Here is a 15,967-nt window from a genome sequence, read left to right on the forward strand (position 1 = left end):
CGATAAATGCCCGTAGGTTGCCCAGCCAACGCGGAAATGCGGGTTTCATTGCCGGCAGCCGCACACCGGCTTGGTGCGCATTTCCGCTGGCAATGAGTAAATAGGCGATGATTCGCTCCAAAGCAGGCAGAGAAAAGCCCCGTCAGCAGTTGCTAACGGGGCTTTTCTATTGGTCCGGAGTCATTTTGGCTATTGTTTGGGCGTAATGCCAGGCAAATTCAGGTTGCCGGCTTTGTAGCGCTTATACAGGTAAGCGGCACCGGCCGCCAGCAGGGCGCCTTTGACCAGTTTGCCCGAAGTAGAGCCGGTGGCGCGGGTGCTGTCGTCGTTGGTGCGGCCGCCAAACAGGCCGGAAATCAGGCCCCCGAGGGTGCCACTTGGAGTATCGCTCATGAGTGAAATCAGTTTAAGGTGAAATACCCTCCCATTACGAGCGCAACCAAGCCGATGTTACTCCAACACTCCGGCCGGCACGTTGTGCAGAATCAGCCACACCAGCTCCCTCAGAATCTCGGCGTCGTCCATCGAGCCGCTTTCGATGCCTTTGCTCTGCGCATCGGCCCGCCGGATGCTGTGGATGAGGCCCACCACCCGCTCGGGCGGATATACGCGCAGGGCCTGCTGGTATTCCTTCTGGGCAAAGCTGTTCATGATGCCCATGCTCTTGAACACGCCATCCGGCGGGTTGGCGCCGGCCTGGTGCAGCACCAGCAGTCGCGTAAAAAAGTTGAACATCAGCGTCAGGTTCGGGATGAGCGGGTTGGCCTTGGGGTTGGCGGCGAAGTAGGCCAGGATGCGGTTGGCCTTGAGCACATCGCGCTGCACCAGCGCCTTTTGCAGCTCGAAAATGTTGTAGTCCTTGCTGATGCCCACCAGCCGCTGCACTAGTTCCTCGTCGATGGGCTGGCCGGGCTTCAGGTTCAGTACCAGCTTGTCCACCTCATTGGCCAACCGGCCCAAATCGGCCCCGATGTACTCGGCCAGCATGGCCGTAGCCTGCCCGGTAATTTGCTGGCCACGGCTGCGCACGTTGGCCGTGAGCCACTGCGGTACCTGGTTGTCGTATAGCTTTTTGCTGGTCATCAGCACGGCTGGCGAGTCTTTGCCAGCCAGCAGCTTGCCCAGCTTTTTGCGGCTGTCCAGTGTTTTGTGCTTGTAGCAAAACACCAGCACGGTGCTGGGCAGCGGGTTTTTCAGGTACGCCTCCAGGAAAGGCCAGCTCCGCTCCTGCTCCAAATCAGCCACGGTCTGGGCCTCTTTCACGATGACGATGCTGCGCTCGGCCATCATCGGAAACCGCTTGGCCTGGCCCAAAATGGCCGTCACATCCACATCCTTGCCGTACACCACCACCTGGTTGAAGCTGCGTTCGTGCTCGGCCAGGGCAGTTTTTTCAATCAAATCCGCCACCACGTCGATGTAATACGGCTCTTCGCCCTGCAAAAAATACACGGGCTGAAATTGCCGCTGCTGCAGCTGCTTAAGTATCGCGTCGGCGTCTTGTATCAATGGGTGAATGGCTGAATGAGTGAATGGGCGAATGGTTCGGATGGGCCATTCTTCCCGGCTGGCAAAGGTAAAGCCACCGCGTACCTTTGAGGCCACGTTTTGCGGGTGAAGCCTTTTTCATTCACCCATTCACTCATTCAGCCATTCACCCATTGAATCTCATTGAAGAACTGACCTGGCGCGGCATGTACCACGATTCCATGCCCGGAACCGCCGAACACCTTGCCACCAACGCCCCCATCACGGGCTACATCGGCTTCGACCCCACGGCCGCTTCGCTGCACATCGGCAACCTCGCTACCATCATGCTGCTGGTGCACTTGCAGCGCGCCGGCCACCGCCCCGTGGCCCTGGTGGGCGGCGCCACCGGCATGATTGGCGACCCCAGTGGCAAATCGGTCGAGCGCAACCTGCTCGACGAAACGACGCTGCGCCACAACCAGGCCGGCATTCAGGCTCAGCTAGAGAAATTCCTGGATTTCAGCGAAGGCCCGACCGGCGCGCTGGTGGTGAACAACTACGACTGGTTCAAGGAAATCGGCTTCCTGGGCTTCCTTCGTGAGGTGGGCAAGCACCTCACCGTGAACTATATGATGGCCAAAGACTCGGTGAAGCGCCGCATCAGCGGCAACGAAGACAGCGGCGCCGACGGCCTGAGCTACACCGAGTTCAGCTACCAGCTGCTGCAGGGCTACGACTTCGTGCACCTCAACAAAACCCTGGGCTGCACCCTGCAAATGGGCGCCTCCGACCAGTGGGGCAACATCACCACCGGCACCGAGCTCATCCGCCGCGTGGCCAATGCCGAGGGTACCGAAGCCAAAGCCTACGCCCTCACTGGCCAGCTCATCACCAAGGCCGACGGCACCAAGTACGGCAAGTCCGAAACCGGCACCGTCTGGCTCGACGCCACGATGACCTCGCCCTACCAGTTCTACCAGTTCTTCCTCAACTCGGCCGATGCTGACGCCCCGCGCCTCATCCGCGTGTTCACGCTGCTGAGCAAAGAGGAAATCGAAGCCATCGAAGCCGAGCACGCCGCCGCCCCGCACCTGCGCACCTTGCAGAAAGCGCTGGCGGCCGACGTTACCACCCGCGTGCATTCCGCCGCCGCCACCGAAGCTGCCATCGCGGCCTCCCAAGTCCTCTTCGGCGGTGGCGACCTTGCCTCACTCGACGAAGCCACGCTGCTCGACGTTTTCGCCGGGGTGCCGCACCTGCGCGTGCTCCGCGCCGAAATGACTGAGCTCAACACCGCCACTTTCCTCAGCGATTTCACCCTGCACAAAATCTTCCCTTCCAAAGGCGAAGCCCGCAAGATGATTCAGTCCGGTGGCGTGAGCATCAACCGCGAAAAAGTAACCTCGCCCGATGCGCCGGTGGCCGCGCTGCAGCACTTGGCCGGCAAGTACCTGGTAGTGCAGAAGGGCAAAAAGAACTACTTCCTGGTAGAGCTCGTGTAACCGCCCCCTCGTGCCGAGGAAACCGGAGCACGAGCCCGCACAACTAACCACAAAAAAGGCCCCGCCAATCGGCGGGGCCTTTTTTGTCCTCAGAATCCGCGAAATCCGAAGAATCCGCGCGAATCCATGGTCAGGATTACTTCTTAGCAGCGGGCTTCTTAGCGGCCGGAGCAGCTTTAGCAGCCGGGGCGGCTTTCTTGGCCGGAGCAGCCTTGGCAGCACCAGCGGCGGGCTTGGCGGCGCCAGCGGCACCAGCGTTTTTGGTGTTCTGCACTTCGGTGCGGAACGCCTGGGCCATCGTTTTCAGCTCCTGCATGCCTTTGCGCACGCGGGTGCCAGCAGCAGCGTTCTGCTTGTCGTAGAATTTCGAGAAGTCATCTTCGAGCGACATCACGAGGTCCTTCAGTTTACCAAAATTGTTCATTGGAAGTTGGGGTTGGGGGTGAAAAATGAGTTTGTGGTGGTGTTAAGCCGGCCCTAATATACAGGGGTTTCAAATACAAGCAAGTTTTTCATTTTTTTTTAAAAACCCCCTCCCCGGCTTTCAAAGGCCGATTTCGCCAAAAAAAAGGCCGTTTACGCAAAGTACACCAACAGCCATCGTATTAGAATTATCCAAAAACAAAAAACGCGGGCTGCCTGAGAAGGCAGCCCGCGTTTTGGCAGAGCAATGAAGTTTTATACTGCTTGCGGAACGGCCGTAGTCCGGCTGTAAAGGCCGTTTTTGAGCTTATCGGCCACCACTTCAAACGCCGCAATCGTTTCTTGTACGTCCTCCAGCGTGTGCACCGCCGTGGGGATGATACGCAGCATAATCACGCCCTTCGGCACCACCGGATACACAACAATAGAGCAGAAAATGCCGTGATTCTCACGCAAATCCAGCGTTACCTGAGTTGCGTCCGGGATTTCCCCTTCCAGCAGCACCGGCGTCACGGGCGAGGTGGTGGTGCCGATGTTGAAGCCTTTTTCGCGCAGGCCATTCTGAATGGCGTGCACGATGGTCCACAGATTTTCGCGCAGCTCGGGCTTGGTGCGCAGCAGCTCCAGGCGCTTAATAGCGCCCACCACTAACGGCATTGGCAACGATTTGGCGAAAACCTGGCTGCGCATATTGTAACGCAAATATTCAATCACGCTTTGCGGCCCCGAGACGAAGGCGCCGATGCTCGCCATGCTCTTAGCAAAGGTTGAAAAATATAGGTCGATGCCGTCCTGAACTCCCTGCGCTTCGCCCGTTCCGGCCCCGGTGGGGCCCATCGTGCCAAAACCATGAGCATCGTCGACGAACAGGCGGAAGCTGAATTTTTCCTTCAGCTTAATCACGCCGCGCAGGTCGCCCTGGTTGCCCGACATGCCAAACACGCCCTCCGTAATCACGAAGATGCCGCCACCAGTTTCGTCGGTAATGCGCTTGGCTGCGGTGAGCTGCTTTTCGAGGCTGGCCATGTCGTTGTGGCGGTACACAAAGCGCTTGCCGGCGTGCAGGCGCACGCCATCGATGATGCAGGCGTGCGACTCGGCGTCGTACACAATCACGTCGTGGCGGCCCACCATCGAGTCGATGATGCTCACTACGCCCTGGTAGCCGAAGTTGAGCAGGTAGGTGGCGGGTTTCTGCACGAACTCCGACAGCTCGCGCTCCAGCCGCTCGTGGTTGGCCGAGTTGCCGCTCATCATGCGTGCGCCCATGGGCATGGCCATGCCAAATTCAGCGGCGGCCTCGGCATCTACCTTGCGCACTTCGGGGTGGTTGGCCAGGCCGAGGTAGTTATTGAGACTCCAGTTCAGCATTTTCCGGCCGCGAAAGCCCATGTGCGGGCCAATTTCGCCTTCCAGCTTGGGAAACATAAAATACCCTTCGGCATAATGCGAGTGCGAGCCAAGCGGGCCGCGGTTGGCCTCAATGCGGTCGAATATATCCACTGAAAAAACGGGAATTAGGTGAAAAATGGGTGGTGACAGGTACGCAAGGCTATTTTAGAATTAGCCAATACTTGCCTAATCACAAAGGTAGTCCCCGCGTCGCGGTTGTACATAATTTGGGCGTAATAACCGGACAATGAGTGGCAGGTTTGCGGGCGGGCTGTGGTTTCGCAGTTTCTTTGCAACAGTTTTTGACGCTTCACCTAAAGCACGTCATGCTTCGGCTGCGCTCGGCAGGACGTTCTGGAACCCCACCCAATGAAAAAAATCTCCAAGCTGCTCGTCGCCAACCGGGGCGAAATTGCGCTGCGCGTGTTGCGCTCCGCCAAGGAAATGGGCATTGCCACCGTGGCCATCTACTCCGAAGCCGACCGCAACGCCCTGCACGTGCGCTACGCCGACGAGGCCGTGTGCGTAGGCCCGCCCGCTTCCAAAGACAGCTACCTGCGCGGCGATAAGATTCTCGAAGTCTGCAAACAGCTGGGCGTCGATGCCATCCATCCCGGCTACGGCTTCCTTTCGGAGAATGCCGGCTTTGCCCGCGCCGTGCGCGAGGCGGGGCTGATTTTTGTGGGCCCCAGCCCCGAGGCCATGGAAATCATGGGCGACAAGCTTTCGGCCAAGCAGGCAGTACAGGCCTACAACATCCCGCTGGTACCGGGCACGGCCGAGGCCATTTCCGACGTAGCCGCGGCCAAGCAGATTGCGGAGGAAGTGGGCTTTCCGATTCTGATTAAGGCCTCGGCCGGCGGTGGCGGCAAGGGCATGCGCATGGTAAACAACTCGGCAGAATTCGAGGAGCAGATGCAGCTGGCTATTAATGAGGCCGTGTCGGCCTTTGGCGATGGCGCGGTGTTCATTGAAAAGTTCGTGACGGGGCCGCGCCACATCGAGATTCAGGTGCTGGGCGACGAGCACGGCCACATCGTGCACCTGTTCGAGCGCGAGTGCAGCATTCAGCGCCGCCACCAGAAGGTGATTGAGGAAGCACCCTCGTCGGTGCTCACGCCCGAGCTGCGCGCCCGCATGGGCCAGTGCGCCGTGGACGTGGCCCGCGCCTGCGACTACACCGGCGCCGGTACCGTGGAATTTCTGCTCGACGACAAGCACAATTTCTACTTCCTGGAGATGAACACCCGCCTGCAGGTAGAACACCCCGTAACCGAGCAAATCACAGGCCTCGACTTGGTGAAGGAGCAAATCCGGGTGGCGGAGGGCTACCCCCTGCCCTTCTCGCAGGACGACCTCGCCATCACCGGCCACGCCCTGGAGCTGCGCGTGTACGCCGAAGACCCGCAAAACAACTTCCTGCCCGACATCGGAAATCTGACCACCTACGTGCGCCCCCAGGGCCCCGGCGTGCGCGTCGACGACGGCTTCGAGCAGGGCATGGACATTCCGATTTACTATGACCCGATGATTGCCAAGCTGGTCACCTTCGGGGCCGACCGCCAAGAGGCCATTGCCCGCATGCTGCGCGCCATCGAGGAGTATCAAATCACGGGCATCGAAACCACGCTGGGCTTTGGCCGCTACGTGCTGACGCACCCCGCCTTCGTAAGCGGCAACTTCGACACAAATTTCATCCGCGACCATTTCACGCCTACCACCCTCGCCCCCGCCGCGCCGGACGAGGCTACGGCCAAAATAGCTGCCGCGCTGGGCGCCATGCTGCTCAGCGAGAAGAAACCCAAAGCGGCGGCCGTTACTGGCGAAACGGCCGCCGCGGAAGTTTCGGGCTGGCGGCGGAATCGGCTGGGCGTGCGGTAGGCCGTCATCATAAAAAAAGAAGCCTGGCTGAAATAGTCAGGCTTCTTTTTTTAGCCTGCTTCTGCGGTGAGCTGTCGCCCCGCAGTTAACCGGCTATGGGCTTGGTATCAGGTTAGTGCTGGCTGCCCTGCATCATCCTTAGTACATCGGCCAGGGGCTCCTGGCTGATTAAAAAGCCATGCTGAGCGGTGGCATCCATCGCGGCAATCATGATGATGACGAGGGCAAACGCGGCCGCTAGGACGGGCATGCCCACCAGCCGCCGGTGGCTGAACATGCCGGTCTGGTAACCCACGCTGAGCATGCTCATCGCGGAAAGCAGGTTGAGCACCAGCCAGATTCGGCCTGGAATGTGGTAGCCCAGGGCAACGGTTTTGCGGGCAGTATGCACGTTTAGCAACTCGCTCAACGAACCGATGAAGAGGCTGCGTATTTCCGAATCCATATTTTCCGGCACCAGCGAAGCGGCTTGTTGCCACATCAGCTGCTGGAGTTCGTTGGTACGGGGTTCTCGTTTTTTTGCCACGGCCAGCGAGGTGATACCCAGGCGCAGGGCTACGTACTCCGGAAACAGCTTTTGCAGGGCCTGCCGCTGCTTTTCGGGGAGCAGGCGGCTGTATTGGTAGGCCGTTCGAATTCGGTTGGCATCTTCAATCACCAGCTCGCGGCGGGCATCGAAACGGGAGGCCGTCATGGCAAAGGTGAAGGCGAGCAGGAAGGCCAACAAACCCAGCACGGCCCCCACCACGGCGGTCACCGGCGGCTCGGGCTCACGCAAGCCGCGCCGAATCAGGAGCCGCCCTAAGCGAAAACCAGCCTCGTTGGCACCCAACGAAACCCCAATTACCAGCAGGAATAATAGCCACGAGGGCAGGGTTGAGATAAAGACAGCGGTGTCCATGACTCGTATATACGAGTATATCGGCATTGATGAATGCCACAAGGTGTCAATACCTGACCGTTATTCGGACGGGTTAGTCAACGCTGGCTTTGATGCGCGGGTCGAACTCAAAATCCTCCCAGCCGCTAATTTTCACCTGCGCAAAGTCGGGATGGCGGGTGTTGAGCACGTAGTTGTGCTCGTGGGCGATGATGGAGGACGGCACCCGCAGAATGGCGGCCGTCTGGCGCTGGTACCAGGCGGCACCAAGGGGCTGGCAGCGGGCGTAATGCCTCGGCAGTTGCCACTCGGGCGGCAGCTGGTCCAACGTCAGCTCTTCGATGGGCAGGGCATCGGGCACATCGATGCGGATAACCCGAAAGAGGCTGTTGAGGCCTTCGCCGCTGCGGTGCACCACGTTTTCGAGGCAGGCCAGGGCGCGGCTGCCAGCAGCATAGATAACTAGCTGGCCGCGGGTATTCCAGCGGCCGGGGTTGCCGGAAGCGACAAGCTCACCGGCGTATTTGGCCAGGCAAATGCGGTAGATTTCCACTCGAAGTCTTAGGCTAAGTCGCCGTGGGCAATGCGGTCAACTTCGTCGGCCACGAGGTCGATGCCGCCGCTGGTTTCGAGCAGGGCCAGCGGGGCCTGGTTGTCGAGGCCGTAGGCAGGCTTATCAAGCCAGCGGCGGAAAGCCGGGAGCGCGCCGAAGACTTCTTCGCCCTGGCGGGCGAGGGCCAGCAGCTTAAGGATTTGCTCGCTGGCGGCGGGGCCAAGGCGCTTTTTGCCTTCACGATAGGCGCGCAACGTTTTGGTGGTGGTGTGCAGGAGGTTGGCCAGCTCGTCGGTGCTCAACTTGAGCAGAGCCGCCACGTCGAAGGCCGTTTTGGCGGGTACGCCGTTGCGGGCCTCCATCACGAGGGCGAAGGAATCGGCCACGGTGGCTTGCAATCCCCGCAGGGCGGGCGAATACACGGCGGCGGGAGGCGTGGCGAGAGCAGTCATAGGAGGATAAAATTGATTCTTACCCAAAGATGGGAAATATTTCCCTGACAACGGGGAAATATTTCCTTTGGTTTCATTGGCCCGGCCGTAGCGGACATGGGAACCCGCTGGTAAGTGCCCCGCCGACAGCCAGCCCCGCCCGCCAAAAACAACGCGGCCCGGGCGTATCCATTCAGCCCCCGCTCCTACTGGCAGGCTCGCGTTCCGTATGCCTACCATATTTTACGTTTCTACTTTGATGGTCTTTCAGAAACAGCTGCAGTTGCCAGCCATGCGCCGGGGCTTCCATCTCATCACCGAATATGTATTGCAAGGGCTGCCCGAGCTGGCGCGGGTGCGGGCCGGCCTGCTGCACGTGTTCATTCAGCACACCTCGGCCAGCCTTTGCATCAACGAAAATGCTGACCCCACGGTGCGGCACGATTTCGAGCAGTTTTTCAACCGCGCGGCACCCGAAAATGCGCCTTACTTCCGCCACAATTCCGAGGGCCCTGATGACATGCCCGCCCACTTGAAAGCGGCAATGCTGGGCAGTAGCGTCAGCATCCCGGTCACGAACGGGCGGCTGGCGCTGGGCACCTGGCAGGGCATCTACCTGGGCGAGCACCGCGACCACGGCGGCCGGCGGACGCTGGTAATTACGCTGTTGGGCGAGTGAGGGTGCCAGTCAATTTGGCCTGAAATGACCGCCGGCCCGATACCGCACCGGGAGCACGGCGGCCACGGCATCAAACCGATTCTGAAGCCTTGATTATGACGCTTCACACAAAACCGGCCGCCACGCTCACGCATGACGGCCGGTTTTATGGGCAATACCTGGCTTATTGGATATCTATTGTTTCATGATGCGGCGGCGGTAAACCTGCTCGCCCTGATGCACCCAGAGGATATAGATGCCGCTGTGCAGTCCGGCCAGGTCGACGCCAGAGTCGGTGGTTTCGCGCACGCGGGTGCCTTGCAGCGAAAACACCTCGATGCGGGCCGTGCCCCGGCTACCAGGGGCCACTACGCGCAGGTAGCTGCTGGTAGGGTTGGGATAAACGGCCAGCTCGGGCGTGGGAAGTACCGATTGCATCGGCGTGGCAAACGTTGATTCGGCGCTGTAATACACGCTGCCGTTGTGGACCATGCGTATCCGCACGCGGTAGGTGGTGGCCGGCAGCAGGCCGCTGGGCACTTGGGCCCGAAGCGAGTCGCTGCCGTACCACAGCGTGGGGTAGGCCGCGGCCACCTTGCTAAAGCCCGGCGCACTGGCCAGGCCGTATTCAAAGCGGGCACTGTCAACAATGCAGTTGGTGCTGATGAGCGTGCCCGCCAGCACGGCGCTGCTATCGGTGAGCACGGCAGGCGGCAGCACCTCGGCCCGGAACGGCCAGGGAGTCGCGGCGAGCGAGCGCCGCACCAGCATGCCGTTGCCACCGCCCAGCACCAGCGACTGCCCGCCGTGGGTGTAGGCCATGGCCTGCGAGCCCAGGTTACGCTCCCAAATCCAGGAGCGCCCCCCGTCGGCGGTGCGGAAGATGGAACCTGCGTCGTCCTGCACGCAGCCATTGTCGCGGTCGAAGAAATGCAGGCGCAAGGTGTGGCCGGCAGCGTAGGGGCGGCTGCGGTTGAGCTGGGATGGCATCCAGGTGCTGCCCCCGTCCGTGGTTTTGTATATGGTGGCGTACTCGTCGAGGGCGTAGCCCACCTGCGCGTCCACAAAGGCGACGTCGCTGGGGGTGCCGTACTGGCCCAGCCGAACCGGCTGCCAGCTGAGGCCGCTGTCGGTGGTTTTGTACAGGTCGTTGTAGCCGATGGCAAATCCGGTGCTGGGCGACACAAAGGCGAGCTTGCGCAAGCCCTGGCTGTAGGAGCCATTGACCACCTGCCAGGTGCGGGCGCCGTCGATGGTACGGGCCAGCACTGTGTTGACGCCATCGGAGCCGGCGGCGAAGCCCACCTGGGCATTCGCCATGCTCAGGGTGGAAACGACGGTGGTGCCGTTGTAACGGCCCGGCACGGCGGCCGAAGTCCAGGTCAGGCCCCCGTCAACTGACCGCGAGATGTTCCCATTCACTGCTATTAGGGTGCTGGCATCGGGGCAGGCCAGCACAGTCCCGCTCGTGGGGGAGCGCAGGCCCCAGTTGTCGCCGCCGTCGGTGGTGTGCAGCAGGCCGTTGGTGCTCAGTGCATAGCCCATCAGGCCCTGGCCCGGAAACACCAGCGCATTGATGTTGCCCATGAGCGGCCCCAGTGGCAGCCAGGTCTGGCCGCCGTCGACGGTCCGCATGATGGGGCCTTTGTTGCCTTGGCCGGTTACGTAGCCGGTGGCGGGCGACGTGAAATACACGCTACGCCAGTTGTTGCCCGCGATTAGCCCCGAAGTTGCGGCCGGCCCGATGGCCGTCCAGCTCAGCCCCGCGGTGGCGGTAGAATAGATGGTGCCATAATCGCCCACCGCAAACCCCACGCTGGGCGACAGGAAGTGCATTTCGTTAATGTCCTCCAGGCGGTTCGACACCACCGTCCAGGTCAGGCCGCCGTCGCTGGTGCGCAGCAGGTCGCTGTGCTCGCGGTGGGCAAACCCCACCAGCGGCGAGATGAAGTGGAGCATGGTGATTTCAGAAGGGATATACGTCACCTCCGACAGCTTGGTCCAGGTAGTGCCTCCGTTGGTGGTTTTGTATATTTTTCCGCCCCACGTGCCCATAAAGCCGACCTTGCCCGACACGAAAAAACTACTCAGTACCTGAACGCCAGTGGCCGTCTCCTGCCACTGCCGACCACCATCTACCGACCGCCGCAGCAGGCCGTTATTCGTCAGCTCCACCACCGTATCGGCACTGATGGCGTGCAGGCGGGTGTAGTAGTGCTGCACCACCGGCGGGCCGTACCCCACGTATTGCGGAGCCGTTTGCGGAGCCCGCGATACCCGCGCCCAGGTCTGGCCGCTATCGGTGCTGCGCCACAACACCCCGGGGTGCGTAAGCAGATAGCCCGTGCCATCGTGCGCGAATTCGAGGTCCGCGGCATCGGGGTAGCGGGCCACTTCCCGCCAGGTCAGGCCGGCGTCATCGGTGCGCAGCAGCTGGCCCAACTCCTGTAGCACGAAGCCCCGGTTGGGGTTTACAAAGCGAATGGCTTGCCCCGAATAGGTATTGGGCTTGGGATTGAGCCACTGCCATTGAGCCGCAGCCGGCGAGATGTGCAGAAAACAAAGACAGATGGCAGCCAGTAGCAGTTTTTTCATAACGGAAAATTAGGTCAAAATCCCTTGTTTCCCCTGCCGTCCCCACCTGCGCCCGCTTTCTACAGCAGGTCCCCCACCTCGCGCACGCCCACCGGCCGCGCCACCGTGAAGCCCTCGCCAAACTCGACCCCGATGATGTGCCCGAACTCCCGCGCCCGCGCTTCCATAAACCGGCCAAACGCCTGGCTAGAGAGGTAGGTTTGCGGCGCATCCAAATCAGGATTAAAGAATTGGGTTTTGAAGGCTTGAATGGCCTCCCATTTCTTCTCCCAATACGGCGTGATGTCAACCACGAAAGCGGGCGGCAGCTGCCGGTCCTGAATGTAGTGGTACACGTTTTTGGGCCGCCAGGCTTCCTGCGGCAGGCCGTCGTCGCCCAGGGTTTCAATCATGCGCAGACCGGCCAGAAAACAGGCATCAATGGCCAGCTGGGCCGCCCGCCCGTGGTCGGGGTGCCGGTCATCAATGGCATTGGCCAGCACCACATCGGGCTGGTAGCGCCGGATAGCGGCAATGAGGGGCAGTTGGTGCTCCCGGTCGTTGCGGAAAAAGCCATCGGCCATGCCCAGGTTCTCGCGGATGTCGATGCCCAGGATTTTATTAGAAGCTGCCGCTTCGGCCGCCCGCGTGGCCGGGGTGCCGCGCGTGCCCAGTTCGCCCCGTGTGAAGTCAACAATTCCCACTTTCTTACCAATCGCCATGCTGGCCAGCAGCGTGCCGGTGCAGGACATTTCTACGTCGTCGGGGTGAGCGCCGAGGGCCAGGATATCGAGTTTCATAGGGAGAGTTGGGTGGGGATGGTTAATTTGAAGAAAAGCGTCCGTCGTGCCGAGCGCAACGCAGCATCTTTACCGCCGCAGTAAATAATTACGTTGCGCGGGCAAGATGCTTTGCTGCGCTCGGCACGACGTACGGGCGACTTAGCTTTACTTTATCCGCAGCTTTTTGCCGGGCTGCAAGGTGCGCACCCCTGGGTTCAATTTTCTGAGGGTGCTTACGCGCACTCCGTACCGCTCGGCTACTTCCGACATGGTATCGCCGGAGCGCACCTTGTGCGTGACCACCTGCCGGGCGCGGGAGGGCGCCCCACCGCGGCTGCCGCTGCTTCGGTGCCCCAGGGCGCGGCTATAGTAATTAAACAGCGCCGAGGTGATGGTAAAATTGTCTTTCCGCAGCTTGTAGCCGGGGAAGTCGTACATCAGCACCGGGTTGATGGGGTTGCCCTGATAGCGCACCTCAAAGTGCAGGTGCGAGCCCGTGCTGCGCCCCGTGCTGCCGCCGTAGCCAATGAGCTGGCCCGCTTTCACGAAGGTACCCACCGTTACCAGCGCCTTGCTCAGGTGGCCATACACGGTCTCGAGGCCGTTGTAGTGGCGCACCAGAATGTAGTTGCCATAGCCGCCGCCGTCCCAGGCCTGAATGCGGACCACGCCGTCGAACACGGTTTTTACCGAGTCGCCGGTTTCCAAATCCAGGTCCATGCCGTAGTGCCAGCGGTAGCCCCGGAAGGCGAAGCCCGAGGTAATGGGCGTACTCACCAGCGGCATTTTGGCGTAGCGCTGCCGGGGCGGGTCAGTCAGGTGCAGCTTCAGCGAGTCGCGGTAGCTGCGGCCGTCCACGCGGTACGGGTTCACCCGGTGCGTATCCCAGATGGAATAATAGCCTGCCACCTTCACCCACGACGAATCAATGAGCACCTCCTCCGACATCTCCACGATTTCCTGTCCGCCCTCGTTCAGCGTCGTGGTGTCTTCGCTCACGATGCTGAGCTTCTTGGCTGGGTTGAAATAGATGGATTTCGCAGCGTCGGAGTTGTCGTCGGGGATTTCTTCGGTTTCGATGACCGTAGTCGTGTCGGGCCGCACATAGCGCATCCGGGGGGTTTTGATGCGAAAGAAGTCCGACTTGCCGGTTGTACTACCGGCTTTGGCCTTATTGCGTGGAGCCTTGCGGCGCTGCGCCAGGGCCGGGCTCAGCCCCGCCAGCAGCCACAGCAATGCCAGCAAGAGCAGCGCCGGGCGCCAAAATGTTGTTTTCAGGAAAGTCAAAAGCAGAAATCTATTAGCTGATTCATAAAACGTCATGCAGAACGCCGCGAAGCATCTCCACCGCCACCACTAATTCAATCAATGGATTACTACTGCGGTAAAGATGCTTCGCGGCGCTCTGCATGACGTTCAGGAAGCAAATTTAGTGTATGCCCATGGCTGCCAGATACCGTTCGGCATCCAGCGCCGCCATGCAGCCGGTGCCGGCAGCCGTCACGGCCTGGCGGTAGGTGTAGTCCTGCACATCGCCGCAGGCAAACACACCGTCAATATTGGTTTTGCTGGTGCCGGGAATGGTTTTCAGGTAGCCCTGCTCGTCGTGGTGCAGGTAGGGCTGGAAAATCTTCGAGTTCGGCTCGTGCCCGATGGCTACAAAGAAGCCCGTCAGCGCGATTTCACGGGTTTCGTGGGTCAGCAGGTTTTTCACGCGCACGCCTTCCACCGCGTGCTCGCCCAGAATCTCGTCCGTCACCGTGTCAAACAGTACCTCAATTTTGGGGTTTTCCAGCACGCGCTTCTGCATGATTTTCGAGGCCTTCATCTCGCTCTTGCGCACAATCATGGTCACCTTGCTCGCCAGGTTGGCCAGGTAAGTCGCTTCCTCGGCCGCAGTGTCGCCCGCGCCCACAATGGCCACGTCCTGCCCGCGGTAGAAGAACCCATCGCAAACGGCGCAGGCCGAAACGCCCGAGCCATTCAGCTTGGCTTCCGACGGAATGCCCAGCCACTTGGCCGAAGCGCCGGTGGCAATAATCACGGCATCAGCCGTTAGCTCCGTGGTTTCGTCGATGGTGATTTTACGCGGCGTCACCGAGAAGTCCACCGCCGTGGCAATGCCGTAGCGAATGTCGGTGCCGAAGCGGGTGGCCTGTTTTTTCAGGTCCTCCATCATCTCCGGGCCCATAATCCCGTCTGGATAGCCGGGAAAGTTCTCCACGTCGTTGGTAATCGTCAACTGACCGCCGGGCTGCAAACCCATGTACATAACGGGGGCCATATTAGCCCGGGCCGCGTAGATAGCAGCAGTATAACCAGCCGGGCCAGAGCCGATAATCAGGCATTTGATGTGTTCAGACATTGTACTGTAGCGCGAAGCTCTGCTTCGCGTATCGTTGAACGATGGATGGATAACGTGGCTGATGGCGCAGTCGAAATGCAAGGCATACTTCGCACCCCAATTTGGGAAGACGCCCATCAGGACAAAACTGTACAAAAAACCCCAACCTTACAGCCGGGGTTTTTGCAACAACAAAACTAAGCAGAAGTTAGCCCAAGTAAGGCTTCAGCGCCTTCGAGCGCGACGTGTGCCGCAAACGACGAATAGCCTTTTCCTTAATCTGACGCACCCGCTCACGGGTCAAATTAAACTTCTCGCCAATTTCTTCCAGGGTCAAAGCAGCTTCGCCATTCAGCCCGAAGTAAAGCGTAATTACATCAGCCTCACGCTTTGTCAGCGTGCTCAGCGCGCGCTGCACTTCCTTGCGGAGTGAGTCGTTCATCAGGGCCATGTCCGGCGACTCCTCGTCCTCGTTTTCGAGCACGTCGAGCAAGCGGTTTTCCTCGCCTTGCACAAACGGCGCATCCACCGATACGTGACGCCCCGAAATCTTGAGCGTGTCCACCACTTCCGAAGTAGTCAGCTCCAGTACTTCGGCAATTTCCTCGGGCGAAGGCTCGCGCTCGAATTTCTGCTCCAGCTCCGAGAAGGACTTGCTGATTTTGTTCAGCGAACCCACACGGTTCAAGGGCAGACGCACAATGCGGCTCTGCTCGGCCAAGGCCTGAAGAATCGACTGGCGAATCCACCAAACGGCGTACGAAATGAATTTAAAACCCCGGGTTTCGTCAAAGCGCTTGGCCGCTTTGATAAGACCGAGGTTGCCTTCATTGATAAGGTCACCAAGACTAAGACCTTGGTTCTGATATTGTTTTGCTACCGACACTACGAAACGCAGGTTGGCTTTGGTCAACTTTTCCAGCGCCTGCTGGTCCCCGTCGCGGATACGCTGCGCGAGCGTCACCTCCTCGTCGGGCGTGAGCAAATCAACCTTGCCAATCTCCTGGAGGTATTTGTCCAGCGACTGGCTTTCGCGGTTGGTAATCTGCTTACTAATTTTTAGCTGTCTCATTGGGG

Annotated in this window: 14 protein-coding genes and 1 pseudogene; 3 read left to right on the top strand and 12 right to left on the bottom strand. The window is 60.2% G+C overall.

Features of this window, described 5'->3' with window-relative positions:
• Positions 1 to 189: 189 nt before the first annotated feature.
• A complete protein-coding gene (locus I7X13_RS03620; protein ID WP_198074385.1) occupies positions 190 to 393 on the bottom strand; it encodes a hypothetical protein in 204 nt (67 codons plus the stop codon).
• Between the two features lie 57 nt (positions 394 to 450).
• Positions 451 to 1,509, bottom strand: coding sequence for a DNA polymerase III subunit delta (gene holA / locus I7X13_RS03625; RefSeq protein WP_198074386.1), 1,059 nt, complete (start codon positions 1,507 to 1,509; stop codon positions 451 to 453).
• Between the two features lie 152 nt (positions 1,510 to 1,661).
• On the opposite strand from holA, the gene tyrS reads away from it, so the two are divergent.
• On the top strand, positions 1,662 to 2,972 hold the full coding sequence (tyrS, locus tag I7X13_RS03630; RefSeq protein WP_198074387.1) for a tyrosine--tRNA ligase: 1,311 nt from the start codon (positions 1,662 to 1,664) through the stop codon (positions 2,970 to 2,972).
• A gap of 253 nt (positions 2,973 to 3,225) precedes the next feature.
• Here the strand turns inward: tyrS and I7X13_RS21870 are convergent.
• Both I7X13_RS21870 and I7X13_RS03640 read right to left on the bottom strand, forming a co-directional pair.
• Positions 3,226 to 3,396, bottom strand: a pseudogene (locus tag I7X13_RS21870) (histone H1); the annotation flags it as partial.
• A gap of 254 nt (positions 3,397 to 3,650) precedes the next feature.
• Positions 3,651 to 4,898 carry an aminotransferase class I/II-fold pyridoxal phosphate-dependent enzyme gene (locus I7X13_RS03640; RefSeq protein WP_198068452.1) on the bottom strand — a complete coding sequence of 416 codons (1,248 nt, stop codon included), beginning with the start codon at positions 4,896 to 4,898 and terminating at the stop codon, positions 3,651 to 3,653.
• Positions 4,899 to 5,156: 258 nt separating this feature from the next.
• On the opposite strand from I7X13_RS03640, the gene accC reads away from it, so the two are divergent.
• The gene (accC, locus tag I7X13_RS03645; protein ID WP_198074388.1) at positions 5,157 to 6,668 is read left to right on the top strand and encodes an acetyl-CoA carboxylase biotin carboxylase subunit; all 1,512 of its coding nucleotides are present in this window, start codon (positions 5,157 to 5,159) and stop codon (positions 6,666 to 6,668) included.
• Between the two features lie 112 nt (positions 6,669 to 6,780).
• On the opposite strand, the gene I7X13_RS03650 is transcribed toward accC, so the two are convergent.
• From I7X13_RS03650 to parS, 3 genes are all read right to left on the bottom strand, one after another.
• Positions 6,781 to 7,569: a bestrophin-like domain gene (locus I7X13_RS03650; RefSeq protein ID WP_198074389.1), complete on the bottom strand. Its 789-nt coding sequence runs from the start codon at positions 7,567 to 7,569 to the stop codon at positions 6,781 to 6,783.
• A gap of 73 nt (positions 7,570 to 7,642) precedes the next feature.
• The gene (locus I7X13_RS03655; protein ID WP_198074390.1) at positions 7,643 to 8,101 is read right to left on the bottom strand and encodes an RES family NAD+ phosphorylase; all 459 of its coding nucleotides are present in this window, start codon (positions 8,099 to 8,101) and stop codon (positions 7,643 to 7,645) included.
• An 8-nt stretch (positions 8,102 to 8,109) separates the two neighbouring features.
• On the bottom strand, positions 8,110 to 8,553 hold the full coding sequence (gene parS / locus I7X13_RS03660; RefSeq protein ID WP_198068456.1) for a type II RES/Xre toxin-antitoxin system antitoxin: 444 nt from the start codon (positions 8,551 to 8,553) through the stop codon (positions 8,110 to 8,112).
• A 235-nt stretch (positions 8,554 to 8,788) separates the two neighbouring features.
• Here parS and I7X13_RS03665 point away from each other — a divergent pair, with 235 nt between their 5' ends.
• Positions 8,789 to 9,211: a secondary thiamine-phosphate synthase enzyme YjbQ gene (locus tag I7X13_RS03665; protein ID WP_198069015.1), complete on the top strand. Its 423-nt coding sequence runs from the start codon at positions 8,789 to 8,791 to the stop codon at positions 9,209 to 9,211.
• A gap of 174 nt (positions 9,212 to 9,385) precedes the next feature.
• On the opposite strand, the gene I7X13_RS03670 is transcribed toward I7X13_RS03665, so the two are convergent.
• The 5 genes from I7X13_RS03670 to I7X13_RS03690 all read right to left on the bottom strand — a co-directional run bounded on the left by I7X13_RS03670 (position 9,386) and on the right by I7X13_RS03690 (position 15,962).
• Positions 9,386 to 11,785, bottom strand: coding sequence for a YCF48-related protein (locus tag I7X13_RS03670; RefSeq protein ID WP_198074391.1), 2,400 nt, complete (start codon positions 11,783 to 11,785; stop codon positions 9,386 to 9,388).
• 59 nt (positions 11,786 to 11,844) lie between these two features.
• Complete coding sequence (gene bshB1 / locus I7X13_RS03675; RefSeq protein ID WP_198068458.1) at positions 11,845 to 12,564, bottom strand: bacillithiol biosynthesis deacetylase BshB1; 720 nt, start codon at positions 12,562 to 12,564, stop codon at positions 11,845 to 11,847.
• A 147-nt stretch (positions 12,565 to 12,711) separates the two neighbouring features.
• Positions 12,712 to 13,833: a peptidoglycan DD-metalloendopeptidase family protein gene (locus tag I7X13_RS21875; RefSeq protein WP_211531972.1), complete on the bottom strand. Its 1,122-nt coding sequence runs from the start codon at positions 13,831 to 13,833 to the stop codon at positions 12,712 to 12,714.
• Between the two features lie 142 nt (positions 13,834 to 13,975).
• Complete coding sequence (gene trxB, locus I7X13_RS03685) at positions 13,976 to 14,911, bottom strand: thioredoxin-disulfide reductase (RefSeq protein ID WP_198068459.1); 936 nt, start codon at positions 14,909 to 14,911, stop codon at positions 13,976 to 13,978.
• A gap of 187 nt (positions 14,912 to 15,098) precedes the next feature.
• Positions 15,099 to 15,962 carry a sigma-70 family RNA polymerase sigma factor gene (locus I7X13_RS03690; protein WP_035566352.1) on the bottom strand — a complete coding sequence of 288 codons (864 nt, stop codon included), beginning with the start codon at positions 15,960 to 15,962 and terminating at the stop codon, positions 15,099 to 15,101.
• Positions 15,963 to 15,967 lie beyond the last annotated feature (5 nt).

Origin of the sequence: Hymenobacter negativus (genome assembly GCF_016056375.1) — a bacterium.
Taxonomy (GTDB): domain Bacteria; phylum Bacteroidota; class Bacteroidia; order Cytophagales; family Hymenobacteraceae; genus Hymenobacter; species Hymenobacter negativus_A.

Bases quoted from the DNA above. Each gene is read 5' to 3' on its own strand.
- bshB1 (WP_198068458.1), bottom strand. From the start codon at position 12,564: ATGAAACTCGATATCCTGGCCCTCGGCGCTCACCCCGACGACGTAGAA.
- parS (WP_198068456.1), bottom strand. From the start codon at position 8,553: ATGACTGCTCTCGCCACGCCTCCCGCCGCCGTGTATTCGCCCGCCCTG.
- accC (WP_198074388.1), top strand. From the start codon at position 5,157: ATGAAAAAAATCTCCAAGCTGCTCGTCGCCAACCGGGGCGAAATTGCG.
- I7X13_RS03670 (WP_198074391.1), bottom strand. From the start codon at position 11,785: ATGAAAAAACTGCTACTGGCTGCCATCTGTCTTTGTTTTCTGCACATC.
- I7X13_RS03620 (WP_198074385.1), bottom strand. From the start codon at position 393: ATGAGCGATACTCCAAGTGGCACCCTCGGGGGCCTGATTTCCGGCCTG.
- I7X13_RS03650 (WP_198074389.1), bottom strand. From the start codon at position 7,569: ATGGACACCGCTGTCTTTATCTCAACCCTGCCCTCGTGGCTATTATTC.
- I7X13_RS03690 (WP_035566352.1), bottom strand. From the start codon at position 15,962: ATGAGACAGCTAAAAATTAGTAAGCAGATTACCAACCGCGAAAGCCAG.
- trxB (WP_198068459.1), bottom strand. From the start codon at position 14,911: ATGTCTGAACACATCAAATGCCTGATTATCGGCTCTGGCCCGGCTGGT.